This window comes from Luteimonas suaedae, from assembly GCF_008312895.1.
In the GTDB taxonomy this organism is placed as follows: domain Bacteria; phylum Pseudomonadota; class Gammaproteobacteria; order Xanthomonadales; family Xanthomonadaceae; genus Luteimonas; species Luteimonas suaedae.
In genome coordinates this window covers 57,661-72,089 of sequence record NZ_VSSP01000010.1, presented here as the reverse complement: position 1 = coordinate 72,089, position 14,429 = coordinate 57,661, and the positions used below count along the sequence as shown (strand labels likewise).

Below are 14,429 nucleotides of genomic sequence, written 5' to 3'. Positions count from 1 at the left end.
TATCATGCAGTCATGACCGAACGCGCGCGCTTCCGCTGGGCCTGGTGGCTGCTGGCCTACACCAGCCTCGGCCTCGGCCTGGTCGGCGTGTTCGTGCCCGGCCTGCCGACCACGGTGTTCATCCTGATCGCCGCCTGGGCCGCGGCCCGCGGCTCCGAGCGCCTGCATCGCTGGCTGCTGGTGCATCCGCGTTTCGGCCCGATGATCCGCGACTGGCAGGCGCACGGCGCGGTCAGCCGCCGCGCGAAATGGATGGCGACCGCCGCGATGGCGGCCTGCGCGGCGATCCTGCTGCTGGTCATGCCGTTGTTCCCGGCGCACCGCTGGTGGATGACGGCGCTGCCGGTCGCCTGCATGGCGATCGTCGCGGCCTGGCTGTGGTTGCGGCCGGAACCCCCGGATGCCGGATGAACGGATCGGCGCAAGCGTTTCTCGCCGCGGCCGCTGCGGCTACACTGCGGGCATGAACGCACGTCGCCTTGCCATCGCCATCCTCCTGCTGTTGTTGCTGCCGCTCGCCGCCTGCGGCAACAAGGGCGACCTGGTGCGTCCGCCACCGGACGGCACCGGAACCGAAGCCGCGCCCGTCGAAGGCGAGGACTCCGAAGACGACAGCGACGCGCCACCTCCCGTGGACGACGCCGACGACGACGGCACCGCGCCCAGCGTGGACATGCTGCCGTCGCCCGACATCGACGACATCGAAGAAGACGACAGCGGCAACGACGACACCGACGGTGGCGGCGGCTGAGGCCATGGGCGACGGCACGCCGCGGCCGGGTGCGGGCCTGCGTTTCAGCAAGATGCACGGCGCCGGCAACGACTTCGTGGTGCTGGACCTGCGCGACGGCGCACCGCCGCCCACGCCGGCGCTGTGCCGGGCGCTCGCCGACCGCCATACCGGTGTCGGCTGCGACCAGATCCTGACCGTGGAGCCGGCGCGCAGCGCCGACGCGGCGGCCGGTTATCGGATCTTCAACGCCGACGGCTCCGTCGCGCGCCAGTGCGGCAACGGCGCGCGCTGCATCGCCGCCTGGTTGCTGCGCGACGGCGCTGCGCAGGGCCCGCGTTTCCTGCTCGACAGCCCGGCCGGGACCCATGCGGTCGAATGCCTCGACGGTGGCGATCTGCGCATCGCCATGGGCGTGCCCGACTTCACCCCGGCCTCGGTGCCGCTTGCCGGCTTCGATTCGGCGCAGGACGCCTACACCCTCGACCTCGACCTCGACGGCGCGGCGGTGACGTTCGGCGCGGTGTCGATGGGCAACCCGCATGCGGTGATCGAGGTCGATGCCGTCGACGATGCACCGGTCGCCGTTCTCGGCCCGGCGCTGCAGCGGCATGCCGCGTTCCCGGAGTCGGTGAACGTCGGCTTCGCCGAGATCGCCGCGCGCGATCGCGTTCGCCTGCGCGTGTACGAGCGCGGCGTCGGCGAGACCCTGGCCTGCGGCAGCGGCGCCTGCGCCGCCGTCGCGGTGCTGGTGCGGCGCGGCCGCATCGACCGCGAACTCGACGTCGTGCTGCCGGGTGGCACCCTGCGCCTGGCCTGGCCGCGCGACGCCGACGAGATCACCATGGCCGGACCGGCCATATTCGTTTACGAAGGGGAGTGGATCGCATGAGCGAGACCATCGAGAAGATCGGCGTGCACGAGATTGCCGCCTGGCTGCGGCGCCATCCGAAGTTCCTGCAGCAGTTTCCGGATCTGGCGCTGAGCCTGGTGGTGCCGCGTGAGGACGGCCCGGCCGCGTCGCTGGCCAGCTACCAGCTGGAAGTGCTGCGCGACAAGAACCGCGAGCTTTCGCGGCGGCTGCAGGACCTGTACGCCGTGTCGCAGGAGAACGAGCGCCTCGCGGTGCGCACGCACCAGCTCACCCTGGCGCTGATGCGGCAGGTCGACGCCGCCGGCACCGTGCGCGCGATGGCGGCGTCGCTGGCCGAGGACTTCAACGGCGATCTGGTGCGGATCGTGCTGTTCGCGCCGGTGCCGGGCCTGGACGATGCCGAGTGGCTGCAGGTCATCGCCCGCGACGACCGCCTGCTGCAACCGTTCGCCGATTGCCTGAAGAGCGACGAGCCGCTGTGCGGCCGCTTGCATCCGGACAAGCAGGCGGTGCTGTACGGCGCCCGCGTCGACGAGGTGCAGTCGAGCGCGCTGCTGCCGCTGGAGGGCATCGGCCTGGTGGCCGTCGGCAGCCGCGAGCCGAACCGCTTCTATCCCGGCATGGGCACGCTGTTCCTGCGCATGATGGGCGAGGCGTTCGCCGTCGCCCTCAAGCGCTTCGACGCCTGACCGGCCGAACGAATCGCCACCCCGGCGAACGCCGAAATCCGGCCTGCGGCCCGCCCGGCCCCACGAAGCCACCCGGAACCCATGACTCCCGCCGGCACCAGCAACCACGCACCCGTCACGGCCCCCAGCCCCGTCATCCCGGCGCAGGCCGGGACCCAGGCCCGCGACCCCGCCGCCCGGCCGCCATCGAAGCGCGGTAAAACCCGATGACCCCCGCCGACATCCGCGACCGCCGACCCGAAACCGCGCCAGCCGCAGCGGTGGCCGACTACCTCCGCCACCTCGAAGTCGAAAAGCGCATGTCCCCCCACACCCTCGACGCCTACCGCCGCGACCTGCGTGCGCTGGCCGAATGGGTCGACCAGCACGGGACCGGCGACATCGTGCAACTCGACAACGCCCGCCTGCGCGACTTCGTCGCCGCCGAATACCGCCGCGGCCTGTCGTCGAAGAGCCTGCAGCGGCGCCTTTCGGCCTGCCGCAGCTTCTATCGCTGGCTGCTGCGCCACGGCCGCATCCAGGCGGATCCCAGCGCCGGCATCCGCGCGCCGAAGGGTGCGCGCAAGCTGCCGCAGGTGCTTGATCCCGACGAAGCCAAGGCCCTGGTGGAAGTGCCCACCGACGTGCCGCTGGGCCTGCGCGACCGCGCCATCCTGGAGCTGTTCTATTCCTCCGGCCTGCGCCTGTCGGAACTGTGCACGCTGCGCTGGCGCGACCTGCAGCTCGACGACGGCCTGGTGACCGTGCTCGGCAAGGGCAGCAAGCAGCGCAGCGTGCCGGTCGGCTCGCACGCGCGTCGCGCCCTGGCCGAATGGCGCGCGGAGACCGGCGCCGCCGCCGATGCGCCGGTGTTCCCCGGCCGCGGCGGCAAGCCGATCACGCCGCGCGCGGTGCAGTTGCGCCTGCGCCTGCTGGCGCAGCGCCAGGGCCTGTTCAAGCGCGTGCATCCGCACCTGTTGCGGCACTCATTCGCCAGCCACGTGCTCGAATCCTCCGGCGACCTGCGCGGCGTGCAGGAACTGCTCGGCCACGCCGACATCGCCACCACCCAGATCTACACGCACCTGGACTTCCAGCATCTGGCCAAGATCTACGACGACGCCCATCCGCGTGCACGCCGCCGTCGGACCAAGGAACCCGGCGATTCCGACTAAGGCCCCCGCGGTTTTTCATAGAAGCGCGCCATGCGCGCGATACCCCCGAACGCAAAGCCGCGCCCGAAACACGATCCCAGGCATATCCCGCTCCCGCAGCCCCTTGCCTCCGCCCGTCTCCATCCCCACACAAGGGATTCGACCCCGGAGACCGCATGGATCCCAGCCGCAACCCCGACGTGTTCCACGCCACCACCATCGTCTCGGTGCGCCGCGGCGACCGTGTCGCCATCGCAGGTGACGGCCAGGTGACGCTCGGCAATACCGTGATGAAGGCCAACGCGCGCAAGGTGCGCCGCCTGGGCAAGGACGGCCAGGTGCTGGCCGGCTTTGCCGGCGCCGCCGCCGACGCCTTCACCCTGTTCGAACTGTTCGAATCCAAGCTGGAGAAACACGGCCAGCTGCTGCGCGCGGCGGTGGAGTTCGCCAAGGACTGGCGCACCGAGCGCCGCTTCGGCAAGCTCGAGGCGCTGCTCGTCGTCGCCGACAAGGAGACCTCGCTGATCATCAGCGGCACCGGCGACCTGATCGAGCCCGAGGACGGCCTGGTCGCGATCGGTTCCGGCGGCCCTTATGCGCTGTCCGCCGCGCGCGCGTTGCATGCCCACACCGAACTCGATGCCAAGGCCATCGCCGTCGAGGCGCTGAAGATCGCCGGCGACGTGTGCATCTATACCAACCGCAATGTGGTGGTCGAAGAGCTGTGAATCGGGAATAGGGAATAGGGAATCGAAAGAGCCCTCCTTCCCGCCCGCGGCAGCCTCGTGCCTTTACCCAATCCCCATTCCCGATTCCCGATTCCCATGAGCGAAGCGAATTCCACCATGACCCCGCGCGAGATCGTGCAGGAGCTCGACCACCACATCGTCGGCCAGCAGCAGGCCAAGCGTGCGGTGGCGATCGCGCTGCGCAATCGCTGGCGCCGCATGCAGCTCGACGACGATCTGCGCAACGAGGTGATGCCGAAGAACATCCTGATGATCGGCCCCACCGGCGTCGGCAAGACCGAGATCGCCCGCCGCCTGGCCACCCTGGCCAACGCGCCGTTCGTCAAGGTCGAGGCCACCCGCTTCACCGAGGTTGGCTACGTCGGCAAGGACGTCGAGCAGATCGTCCGCGACCTGGCCGACACGGCGGTCAAGCTGTATCGCGAGCAGGCCAAGCAGCGCGTGCGCACCCGCGCCGAGGAGCGCGCCGAGGACCGTATCCTTGATGCGCTGCTGCCGCGGCGCGAATCGCCGGCGCCCGCCTTCGGCTTCGGCGCGCAGCAGAGCGCCACCGTCGACATCGGCGCCGAGCCCGCGCAGCAGGAGTCCGACACCCGACAGAAGCTGCGTCGCCAGCTGCGCGCCGGCGAACTGGACGATCGCGAGATCGAGCTCGAGCTCAGCATGAAGGTGGGCGTCGACATCATGGCCCCGCCCGGCATGGAGGAAATGGGCCAGCAGCTGCGGCAGATGTTCTCCAGCCTGTCCGGCGGCAAGACCCAGAGCCGCAAGCTCACCATCAAGGCTGCGCGCCCGCAGCTGATCGAGGAGGAGGCCGGCAAGCTGATCAACGAGGACGAGGTGCGCGACGCCGCCATCGAGGCCTGCGAACAGCACGGCATCGTCTTCATCGACGAGATCGACAAGGTCGCCAAGCGCGGAGAGAACATCGGCGGCGGTGACGTCAGCCGCGAAGGCGTGCAGCGCGACCTGCTGCCGCTGGTGGAAGGCTCCACCGTCAGCACCAAGTACGGATCGGTCAAGACCGACCACATCCTGTTCATCGCCTCCGGCGCCTTCCACGTCGCCAAGCCCAGCGACCTGATCCCGGAACTGCAGGGCCGTTTCCCGATCCGCGTGGAACTGGCGGCGCTGACCAAGGAGGATTTCGTCCGCATCCTCACCGAGCCGCGCGCCGCGCTCACCACCCAGTACGTCGAGCTGATGAAGACCGAGGGCGTGGAGCTGCGCTTCGAGGCCGAGGCGGTCGACCGCCTCGCCGAGATCGCCGCCCAGGTCAACGAGCGCCAGGAAAACATCGGCGCCCGCCGCCTGCACACCGTGCTCGAGCGCCTGCTCGACACCCTCAGCTTCGAGGCCCCCGACAGGAGCGGCAGCGTGGCCATCGACCGTGCCTACGTCGACGCGCAACTGGGCGGGCTGGTGGAGGATCCGGACCTGAGCCGTTACATTCTCTGACCACCCGCGCGCCGATTGGCTTGACGCAAACATCGGGCCATTGATGCAGTCGGATTCGTATATGGACAGAGAAGCGAAAGAGCAGGCGATACGGCACGGATTCCCGATCAACCGGGGCGACATCTTCTGGGTTGCGCCCGACGAGTCGAAAGGCGCCGTGCCGGGTTCGCCGCATCCTCACGTCGTCGTGCAGGATGACGTCTTCAACCACTCCAGGATCGCCTCCGTCGTGGTCTGCGCGCTGACCACCAATCTCAATCGCGTATCCGAGCCCGGCAGCATCCTTCTGGAGTCCGGCGAAGGCGGCCTGGGCAAGCAAAGCATCGTGATGGCCTCCCAGGTCTCGTCGCTCTACAAGAACCGCCTGGGCGAGCGCATCGGAGCGCTGTCCAGCCAGCGTGTCGATCAGGTCGTTGCAGCGCTGCGCTTCCTTCAGGCATCTTACTTCCGCGGCCGCTAGACGGCGGCGCGGTGGCCCGCAGAACCGAACCCGCGCAGCCAGAACGCGCTGATCCGATTGTGCGAACGGCGGTCTTGTGATGCCCGTGGCGCACCAAGGGCCCATCCGGGATCGGACCAGTGCAGGGCTCGAGCGAAAGAGGTTGTCCGCATGACTCCATATGAAGTGCGCCGGCTGACGCCTGATGACATCGCGTTGATGCACGCGATGCTGCACATGTTCGGCGCGGCGTTCGACGACGTTCCGACCTATTCTGGCCACCAGCCGGACACGGGCTATCTCGCGCAACTGTTGGCGAATCCCGGCTTTGTCGCCGTCGCGGCTCTGGACCGGTTGGAGCCCGTGGGAGGGCTCGCGGCCTACGTGCTGCCGAAGTTCGAGCAGGCCCGCAAGGAAATCTACATCTACGATCTGGCCGTGAAGCAAACGCATCGCCGCCGTGGGATCGCGACCGCGTTGATCAACGAACTCAAGCGCATTGCTTCGGAAATTGGCGCCTACGTTATCTACGTCCAAGCCGATTACGGGGACGATCCTGCCGTGGCGCTGTATACCAAGCTGGGGGTGCGGGAGGACGTCATGCACTTCGACATCGAGCCGGAACCGCCGCCGGGCTGAAGCGCCCCCGCGCCAATCTTTGCTTCGTGCCATCACCGGTCCTACAGCGGGCAACCAGGTGGCGCACTCCTCTTCTGTGGGAGTGCTGGCGGCATGCCGCCACCGGGAAGCCGCGACTACGCTGCGTCCGGTTGCCACGACTTCCGTGGCTCCCACAAGGGGCGGTCCATGACGGCAGACCAGCGAGGCTTCGCAACCCGCCGTCCCGCGGGCTTGGCCTGGGTGCTATTTTTCGGAGTCCATCGGGAGCCGTTCAGTGAAGCAATCCATCGGTCTCGTTTCGCTCGTCGTCCGCGACTATGACGAAGCGCTGGCGTTCTTCGTCGGCAAGCTCGGGTTTCGGCTGGTCGAGGACACCTTCGTTCCCGAGCAGTCCAAGCGATGGGTCGTGGTGTCGCCGCCCGGCGCGACCGGGAGCGGACTGCTGCTGGCACGAGCGTCGAGCCCGGAGCAGGAATCCCGCATCGGCGCGCAGACCGGTGGCCGGGTGTTCCTCTTCCTGTACACAGACGACTTCTGGCGCGACTACGCAGCCTACCGCTCCAGGGGTGTCGTGTTCGTGCGCGCGCCGAAGGAGGAAGCATACGGCACCGTCGCCGTGTTCCTCGACCTGTACGGCAACATGTGGGATCTGTTGCAGCCGCGCAGCGGGACGTGAGGGCGCCCAAAGGCGGCGCCGGCATTTCGAAACGAAGCCGGTCCTGCGGGTGCCGCCTCTCCGCCGGTTATCGATGCGGGCAGCCTACGAAACGACCTCGACCTCGGTCTTCACCGAGTTGGCAATGAAGCAGTGCTCGTGCGCCTGGGCGTGCAGGCGCGCCAGGGCGTCGGCGTCCGGCGCGGCGCCGTCGGCGAAGACGATCGTCGGGCGCAGCGTCACCCGGGTGATGGCCAGCCGGCCGTCGGCGTTCTTCTCCAGGATGCCGGCGGCGTCGTCCTCATAGCGGTCCACGGTCCAGCCCTTCTTGGCCGCGATCGCCAGCAGCGTGAGCATGTGGCACGAGGAGAGCGCCGCGACCAGCGCCTCCTCCGGGTCCACGGCCTGTTCACTGCCCAGGTAGCCGGGCGCGGCGGAGGCGGCGATGCGCTGGCCGCCGTCGAATTCCCAGATGTGATCGCGCGGGTAGCGCTGGTATTCGAACGGCGTGTCGCCGCGGGTCCAGCGGATCGAGGCGCGGTGCTCGGACATGCGTCAGCTCCTGTGCGGGGGAGCGCTCATGGTAGCGCCGGCGGTCACCGGTGCGGCGCGTCCGGCGCCGGCCTGGACATCGCCGCGGCCTCGCGGCGTGCGCTGTCCTCGAGCAGCAACTCGTGGGCCGCCGACTGCAGCCGCGTCAGGGGTACGGCGTCCGGATCTGCGTCCAGCTTCGTGCGCAGGTCCGCGACCACGCGCTTGTTGGCATAGGTGTGCGGCGAATCGGTGTCGTCGCTCTGGGCGGTCATGAAACCACGCAACCGCTTTTCGCTCACGGTCTCGGCCATGGACAGTTCCACCAGCTTGGCGCGGTATTCGAGTTCCCACGGCTGCAGGTCGGGGAATCGGTTCTGGTCGGCGAAATGCTGGGCTTCGTGGCCAAGAAAGACGACGCGGAACTTCTCGCTGTCGAGTCCCTCGCGATAGACCGGCACCACCGCGAACAGTTTCTCCGCGGTCGCCCAGCCGCCGTTGGAGCCGTAGTCGCAGCGACCGTACGCGCTCCAGCCGAGCGCTGCGAAATCGTCCAGCAGGTCGACGCGCACGCGCTGCTGGCCTTCCGGCAGATCGACCTCGAACGCACGCTCGTCCTGCCGTCGCCACAGCATCAGCTCGCGCAACGGCGGCGTCCGCCCCAGCACGGCGTGATAGCCGCGCTGCGCGAGCGCCGCCGACAGCGGCTGTTCCAGTGCGTCGAGATCGTCGCCGGCAGTTTCCACGTCCGCGGAGGCGAGCAGGGCACGCAGCTCCCGCGACAGCGCCCGCTCGAGTTCGGCGCGCTTGACGGGCGCGGTCAGGGCGCGCCACCAGTACGTCTGATAGGCCGCGAGCACATCCCGGACCAAGGGATCGTCGACCGCGGCGGCGAGGTACGGCGGCGCGCGCCGGTCGAAACGCCCGAGCATGCAGGCGCGTTGGTCCCGGTCGGGACCGCGGAACGCATCGGCAGGCACGGCGGAAAGCGCCCGCAGCGCCCGCGCCACGTCGCCTTGTAGCACCGCGCTGTCGGCCTCGGCGACCGCGGCGCGGGCGGCGGGCGCGCTTTCCGGGAGCGGTCGCGCCTGTGCCGTTGTGCCTGGCGCGACGAGCAAGGCAAGGCAGGCCAGGAACAGGATCGTCTTCATCGCATCGGCTCCGTCGAAGGCGGGCGGCCGCATGCGGATCGTTCAGGCCGCCCCTGGACGCGATTGCATCATCGCCGGAGAGCCGGCGTCTTGAACGGATTTGATCTCGCGGCGCAGCGCGGACGGCGTGGCGCCGGTGTGCAGGCGGCACAGCCGCGTCAGATGGCTCTGGTCGGCGAACCCCGCCTGCGCCGCGATCGCCGCCAACGAGGCATTGCCGGCCAGCAGCGCCAGTGCGCGACGCCAGCACAGCTCACGGCGCGCGGCCTGGGGTGACATGCCGTGCGTGCGCTTGAAGCCGCGGCTGGCGTGCGCGAACGACACGCCCAGTTCGGCGGCGATCGCGCCGACCGGCGCATCGCTGTCCCGCAGTTCGCGCAGGAACGCGGACTGCCAATCCGGCAGGGCGAACCGCTCGACCGCAGTCGCGGCGGCAGCGAGTTCTTCGATGCGCTCGGGCGCGCGCGCCAGGGTCTCGCGTGCTTCCTTCAGGTGATGCACGCGCAACACACGGACGTCGCATCCGTGGCCGTTGGCGGGCAGCTCGAGGTTGAGCACTCGGACCTTGGCGCCGCCGAAGCGGTTGCCATGCGCATGCCAGGGCGGATGCAGCACGAGCGTACCGGGCTCGCAGCGCCAAGCGCCGTCAATGCTGGTCTCGACATGGCTGCCGTCGAGCACCAGCGCCGCGTAGCCGCCGCGATGGCGATGCGTCGGCAGCGTGGAGGCGCGGTCATGACGCGAGAGATAGGCAGCGGCGGCATGCATGGCCCGATCATCCGCCGGAGGACCATTGCCGGCATCGACCGGAAGTCATGCCACAGACCGACGAGTCTCCGCCGGACCTTCCAGAGAAGCCTGCCGTGCGCCGGACGCATGCGCCGACCGGGTACGGCCGACAATGGTTCGCCCCGCGACGGCGTCAATCCTCGCCGATGTCCTCGTTCCACACCTCTGGGTGTGTGGCGATCCAGTCGCCGAGCATGCGGATGCAGCTGGCGTCGTTGAGGTCGACCACTTCGGTTCCGTGCTCGCGCAGCCAGTCCGTGCCGCCCTGGAAGTTGACCGACTCGCCCACCACCACCGTGCCGATGCCGAACTGCCGCACCAGGCCGCTGCAATACCAGCACGGGGCAAGGGTGGTGACCATGACGGTGTCGCGATAGCTGCGCTGCCGGCCGGCCTTGCGGAAGGCGTCGGTCTCGCCGTGCACCGACGGGTCGCCTTCCTGCACGCGGCGGTTGTGGCCGCGGCCGAGCAGGCGGCCGTCGCGGTGGAACAGGGCGGCGCCGATCGGGATGCCGCCCTCGGCCAGGCCCCGGCGGGCCTCGGCGACGGCGATCTCGAGCATGGCGGCGTAGTCGGGGGCGGTCATGTCGTGCTCTCCGGCGCGCGCGCGCGGCGCAGCATGCGGACATGGGGGATGTCGTCTTCCAGGAAGGGTTCGGAACAGGGCACGAAGCCGTGCCTGCCGTAGTAATCCTGCAGGTGCGCCTGCGCGCCGATCTGCACGTCGGCGCCCGGCCATTGCAGGTCGATCGCGCGCAGCGCCTCGCGCAACAGCGGTTCGCCCAGGCCGCGACCGCGGAACGGCGCTCCGATCAGGACACGGCCGAAGCTGACCTGCGGGAAGGCGAGCCCTGGCGGCAGGATGCGCAGGTACGCCGCCAGCGTGCCGTCTTCCGTCAGTCCCAGCAGGTGCAGGGCGTCGGGATGGCGGTCCTTGCCGTCGGGATCGAGGTAGGCGCAGTTCTGTTCGACCACGAACACCTCGGCGCGCAGCTTGAGCAGGCCGTAGAGCGCGTCGAGGTCGAGTTCGCGGAAGCGTCGGATCTGCCAGCGCAGGGGAAAGGGCGTTTGCATGCCGGAGATGATGCCATCGCGCGGGTCCTCGCTCCTCGGTGGCGGCGTTTTGTCATTCCCGAGAGAGGTCGGGGCTGAAGCCCCTCCTACAGGCGGGGGGGCGAACGATGCGATAATCGGCCCATGAGCGCATCCGACAAGTCCGGCACCACCCACTTCGGCTTCCGCGAAGTGCCGGCCGCCGAGAAGCAGAAGCTGGTCGGCGAGGTGTTCTCGTCGGTCGCCGGCAACTACGACCTGATGAACGACCTGATGAGCCTGGGCATCCATCGGGTATGGAAGCGTTATTTCGTCGCCACCGCGCAGGTCAAGCGCGACGACCGCGTGCTCGACCTGGCCGGCGGCACCGGCGACATCGCCGCGCTGCTGCGCGAGCGCGTCGGTGACGACGGCGCGCTGGTGCTCGGCGACATCAACGGCGCCATGTTGCGGGTCGGCCGCGACCGCATGACCGACCGCGGCCACGTGCGCGGGTTCGAGTACGTGCAGTGCAACGCTGAAACGCTGCCGTTCCCCGATGCCAGCTTCGACCTGGTCACGATCGCCTTCGGCCTGCGCAACGTCACCGACAAGGACGCGGCGCTGCGCGAGATGCATCGCGTGCTCAAGGTGGGTGGCCAGGCGCGGGTGCTGGAATTCTCCCGGGTACAGGCGGACTGGTTCCGGCCGCTGTACGACTTCCACTCCTTCCAGGTGCTGCCGCGGCTGGGCAAGCTGTTCGCCCGGGACGCCGACAGCTATCAATATCTCGCCGAATCGATCCGCAAGCATCCGCCGCAGGATGAATTGAAGGCGATGATGGAAGGCGCCGGATTCGCGCGCTGCCGCTACCGCAATCTCTCCGGCGGCATCGTCGCCATCCATGACGGCTACCGGGTGTGACGGCCCCTAGGTCTCGATGAACCTGAGGCCGACCACGCCGACCAGGATCAGCAGCAGGCAGCCCAGCCGTGCCGGTGACGCGCTCTCGCCGAGGGCGAGGATGCCGACCGCGGCCACCCCGAGCGCGCCGATGCCCACCCACACCGCGTAAGCGGTGCCGGCCGGCAGGTCCTTGAGCGCAAAGGTGAGCAGGGCGAAGCTGATCGCCGCTGTCGTCAGGCCGAGCACGCTGGGCCAGAGCCGGGAGAATCCGTCGCTCTGCTTGAGCGCGATCGCCCAGACGATCTCGAGCAGGCCGGCGACGATCAGCAGGATCCAGGCGAGCGTGGTTGTCGATGGCGTGTGCATGGTGGGTGATTTATCCGAAGCAGATCCCCGGCTCTGCCCGGGGACTGTTAAAGGTTGACGCCAGCCTTCGCAGGGGAGGCTTTTTCCGGCGGCCGGCTTTGCAGCTCCTCTCCCTTCGGGAGAGGGGGTGGGGTGAGGGTACGGCGAAGCGACAGTGGGCTGAACCATTCCGCCTTCGTCGTACCCTTATCCGGCCCCTCGACCAAAGCACTCGGGGCAGGTGCTTCGGGCCATCTCGCTTCGCGCCCAGCCCTACGCAGCGCGCAGGGCGTTCAGGGGTGCGCGAGCCAGTGGCTCGCAAACGCACCCCTTCGCCCCGAAGGGGAGAAGGGGAATGCGCCTGTCGCCTTCAGCCGATCGGGATCTCATCCGGATGCCGCCGAGCGCAGCGCAGCGGCCACGGCGAGCGCGCAGAGCGCCAGTGCGGTACCCGCGAATCCGATCGCGCCGACGCCGAACTGCGCGATCGTCCAGCCGCCCGCGATCGCGCCGCCGGCGATGCCGAGATTGCACGCCGAAAGGTTGAGCGCGGCGGCGAAGGCCGGTGCCGTCGGCGCCGCGAGCATCGTCCGCACCTGGCACAGCAGCAGTATGGCTGCCTGCGCCATGCCCCAGATGGCCAGCAACGGCGCGAACAGCAGCGTATCGCCGCCCGTCAATGAAAGGGCGGCCAGGATCGACGCCAGCAGCAGCGCCACGCCGATGCTGGCCGTGACCGGCCCGCGGTCGGCCAGGCGTCCGGCGATCCAGTTGCCGGCGATGCCCATCGTGCCGAAGACCATCAGGACGATGGCGATGCCGGTGCTGCCGTAGCCGGCGACCGCCTCCAACCACGCCGCCAGGTAGGTGTAGGCGGCGAACGTCGCCGCAGTCAGGCACGCCGACAGCAGCAGATGGGTCTGGAACCGGCCACGTCGCAGGATCGCGACCTGGGCCCGGACCGGCCCCGGCGTGGAAGCATCCAGCCGCGGAAACGCCGCGGCCAGCCATGCCGCCGCCGCGGCCGCCGCCAGTGCGAGCACGGCGAAGCTCGCCTGCCAGTCGACGCGATCGGCCAGCAGCACGCCCGCCGGTATCGCCAGGGCGAGCGCCGCCACCACGCCGATGTAGACGCGCGCCACGGCGCGGCCTGCCCGGCCCGGACCGGCCAGCCGCGCGGCCGCCGCGCTGCCGACGCTGATCAGCACCGGCAGGCTCGCCCCCTCGACCACACGGACCGCGAGCACGAGCGGATAGCCCGGCAGCCATGCGATCAACAGATTGCCGGCGGCGAAGCACAGCAGCACCGCAACCAGCACGCGATGCGGCGCCAGCCGCGCGCCCAGCAGCGTCAGCGGCGCTCCGAACAGGGCCGCGGACAGCGCGAAACCCGACACCAGCGCACCGGCCGAGGCGATCGGCACGCCGAGATCGCGCGCCATGCCCGGCAGCAGCCCCACCACGAGGAATTCCGTGGCCACCACCACCGCGGTGGCGAAGGCGAGCATCGTGGCCACGCCGGCGCGCGATGCGGGTGCCGCGATCGTCGATACCGCCTGCGATCGCGGCACTGCGTTCACGCGCTGAACCCGCCGTCGACCGAGATCGCCGCGCCGGTGACGAAGCGCCCGCCGTCGCCGGCCAGGTGCGCGACCATCGCCGCGACATCGTCCGCGCTCCCGAAGTGCCCCAACGGCAGCCCCTGTCGTTGCGCGTCGGCGGCCTCGGCATCGGCCGGATTCATGTCGGTGTCGACCGGGCCGGGATGAACGACGTTGACGGTGATACCGCGCGCACCGAGATCCTGTGCCAGGCCCTTGCTCAGCCCCGTCAGCGCCGCCTTGCTGGCCGCGTACACGGTCATGTTGGGGCCGCCGGTGCGTTCGGCCAGGCAGCTGCCGATGTTGATGATGCGTCCGCCCTGGCGCATGTGGCGCGCGGCCGCCTGCGCAGCGACGAAGGAGGCGCGCACGTGGATCGCCATGGCGCGGTCGAAGGTCTCCAGCGTGACCGCTTCCAGCGGCTCGTACGGGAAGATGCCGGCATTGTTGACGAGGATGTCGATCCGGCCGAGCTCGGCCACGGTGCGCTCCACCGCGGCGGCCACCGCCTGCGGATCGGCGCTGTCGGCGGCGATCGCCAGCGCCCTGCGTCCGCTCGCCTCGATCGTCGCGGCGATCGCGCCCGCGCGTTCGGCCGAGCTGACGTAGGTCAGCGCGACATCGGCGCCTTCGCGCGCCAGCCGCGTGGCGATCGCCGCGCCGATGCCGCGGCTGCCGCCGGTCACCAGTGCGGTCTTGCCGGTCAATTGCGTCATGTGGTTTCCT

At 69.7% G+C, this 14,429-nt stretch carries 19 protein-coding genes; 11 read left to right on the top strand and 8 right to left on the bottom strand.

What is annotated here, in order from left to right; translation table 11 throughout:
* The first annotated feature begins 12 nt into the window (after positions 1-12).
* The 10 genes from FXO19_RS14505 (at position 13) to FXO19_RS14460 (ending at position 7,369) form a co-directional block, all read left to right on the top strand.
* The gene (locus tag FXO19_RS14505; RefSeq protein ID WP_149195827.1) at positions 13-411 is read left to right on the top strand and encodes a YbaN family protein; all 399 of its coding nucleotides are present in this window, start codon (positions 13-15) and stop codon (positions 409-411) included.
* Between the two features lie 52 nt (positions 412-463).
* Positions 464-751 (top strand): LPS translocon maturation chaperone LptM, encoded by a 288-nt coding sequence (lptM, locus tag FXO19_RS14500; protein WP_149195826.1) that lies wholly within the window; start codon positions 464-466, stop codon positions 749-751.
* Between the two features lie 4 nt (positions 752-755).
* The gene (dapF, locus tag FXO19_RS14495) at positions 756-1,622 is read left to right on the top strand and encodes a diaminopimelate epimerase (RefSeq protein WP_255516451.1); all 867 of its coding nucleotides are present in this window, start codon (positions 756-758) and stop codon (positions 1,620-1,622) included.
* Positions 1,619-2,293: a DUF484 family protein gene (locus FXO19_RS14490; protein ID WP_149195825.1), complete on the top strand. Its 675-nt coding sequence runs from the start codon at positions 1,619-1,621 to the stop codon at positions 2,291-2,293. Before dapF ends, FXO19_RS14490 begins: the two co-directional genes overlap by 4 nt.
* Before the next feature lie 206 nt (positions 2,294-2,499).
* The gene (xerC, locus tag FXO19_RS14485; protein WP_149195824.1) at positions 2,500-3,447 is read left to right on the top strand and encodes a tyrosine recombinase XerC; all 948 of its coding nucleotides are present in this window, start codon (positions 2,500-2,502) and stop codon (positions 3,445-3,447) included.
* A 155-nt stretch (positions 3,448-3,602) separates the two neighbouring features.
* A complete protein-coding gene (hslV, locus tag FXO19_RS14480; RefSeq protein WP_149195823.1) occupies positions 3,603-4,154 on the top strand; it encodes an ATP-dependent protease subunit HslV in 552 nt (183 codons plus the stop codon).
* A 96-nt stretch (positions 4,155-4,250) separates the two neighbouring features.
* On the top strand, positions 4,251-5,633 hold the full coding sequence (gene hslU, locus FXO19_RS14475; protein ID WP_149195822.1) for an ATP-dependent protease ATPase subunit HslU: 1,383 nt from the start codon (positions 4,251-4,253) through the stop codon (positions 5,631-5,633).
* A 61-nt stretch (positions 5,634-5,694) separates the two neighbouring features.
* A complete protein-coding gene (locus FXO19_RS14470; RefSeq protein ID WP_149195821.1) occupies positions 5,695-6,093 on the top strand; it encodes a type II toxin-antitoxin system PemK/MazF family toxin in 399 nt (132 codons plus the stop codon).
* Positions 6,094-6,243: 150 nt separating this feature from the next.
* Positions 6,244-6,711, top strand: coding sequence for an AAC(3)-I family aminoglycoside N-acetyltransferase (locus tag FXO19_RS14465; protein ID WP_149195820.1), 468 nt, complete (start codon positions 6,244-6,246; stop codon positions 6,709-6,711).
* 256 nt (positions 6,712-6,967) lie between these two features.
* Entirely contained in the window at positions 6,968-7,369 is a 402-nt protein-coding gene (locus FXO19_RS14460; protein WP_149195819.1) for a VOC family protein, read from the top strand.
* An 84-nt stretch (positions 7,370-7,453) separates the two neighbouring features.
* On the opposite strand, the gene FXO19_RS14455 is transcribed toward FXO19_RS14460, so the two are convergent.
* The 5 genes from FXO19_RS14455 to FXO19_RS14435 all read right to left on the bottom strand — a co-directional run bounded on the left by FXO19_RS14455 (position 7,454) and on the right by FXO19_RS14435 (position 10,893).
* The gene (locus tag FXO19_RS14455; RefSeq protein WP_149195818.1) at positions 7,454-7,900 is read right to left on the bottom strand and encodes an OsmC family protein; all 447 of its coding nucleotides are present in this window, start codon (positions 7,898-7,900) and stop codon (positions 7,454-7,456) included.
* Between the two features lie 44 nt (positions 7,901-7,944).
* A complete protein-coding gene (locus tag FXO19_RS14450) occupies positions 7,945-9,030 on the bottom strand; it encodes a hypothetical protein (RefSeq protein ID WP_149195817.1) in 1,086 nt (361 codons plus the stop codon).
* Positions 9,031-9,072: 42 nt separating this feature from the next.
* On the bottom strand, positions 9,073-9,798 hold the full coding sequence (locus FXO19_RS14445) for a helix-turn-helix domain-containing protein (RefSeq protein ID WP_149195816.1): 726 nt from the start codon (positions 9,796-9,798) through the stop codon (positions 9,073-9,075).
* A gap of 154 nt (positions 9,799-9,952) precedes the next feature.
* Positions 9,953-10,405, bottom strand: a complete 453-nt coding sequence (locus tag FXO19_RS14440; protein ID WP_149195815.1) for a nucleoside deaminase — start codon at positions 10,403-10,405, stop codon at positions 9,953-9,955.
* Positions 10,402-10,893, bottom strand: a complete 492-nt coding sequence (locus tag FXO19_RS14435; protein WP_149195814.1) for a GNAT family N-acetyltransferase — start codon at positions 10,891-10,893, stop codon at positions 10,402-10,404. Before FXO19_RS14435 ends, FXO19_RS14440 begins: the two co-directional genes overlap by 4 nt.
* Positions 10,894-11,016: 123 nt before the next feature.
* On the opposite strand from FXO19_RS14435, the gene ubiE reads away from it, so the two are divergent.
* Entirely contained in the window at positions 11,017-11,775 is a 759-nt protein-coding gene (gene ubiE / locus FXO19_RS14430; protein ID WP_149195813.1) for a bifunctional demethylmenaquinone methyltransferase/2-methoxy-6-polyprenyl-1,4-benzoquinol methylase UbiE, read from the top strand.
* 6 nt (positions 11,776-11,781) lie between these two features.
* Here ubiE and sugE read toward each other — a convergent pair whose 3' ends face one another.
* The 3 genes from sugE to FXO19_RS14415 form a co-directional block, all read right to left on the bottom strand.
* The gene (sugE, locus tag FXO19_RS14425) at positions 11,782-12,123 is read right to left on the bottom strand and encodes a quaternary ammonium compound efflux SMR transporter SugE (RefSeq protein ID WP_149195812.1); all 342 of its coding nucleotides are present in this window, start codon (positions 12,121-12,123) and stop codon (positions 11,782-11,784) included.
* 365 nt (positions 12,124-12,488) lie between these two features.
* Positions 12,489-13,682, bottom strand: a complete 1,194-nt coding sequence (locus FXO19_RS14420; RefSeq protein ID WP_149195811.1) for an MFS transporter — start codon at positions 13,680-13,682, stop codon at positions 12,489-12,491.
* The gene (locus tag FXO19_RS14415) at positions 13,679-14,419 is read right to left on the bottom strand and encodes an SDR family NAD(P)-dependent oxidoreductase (RefSeq protein ID WP_149195810.1); all 741 of its coding nucleotides are present in this window, start codon (positions 14,417-14,419) and stop codon (positions 13,679-13,681) included. The genes FXO19_RS14420 and FXO19_RS14415 overlap by 4 nt, the downstream gene beginning before the upstream one ends.
* Positions 14,420-14,429 lie beyond the last annotated feature (10 nt).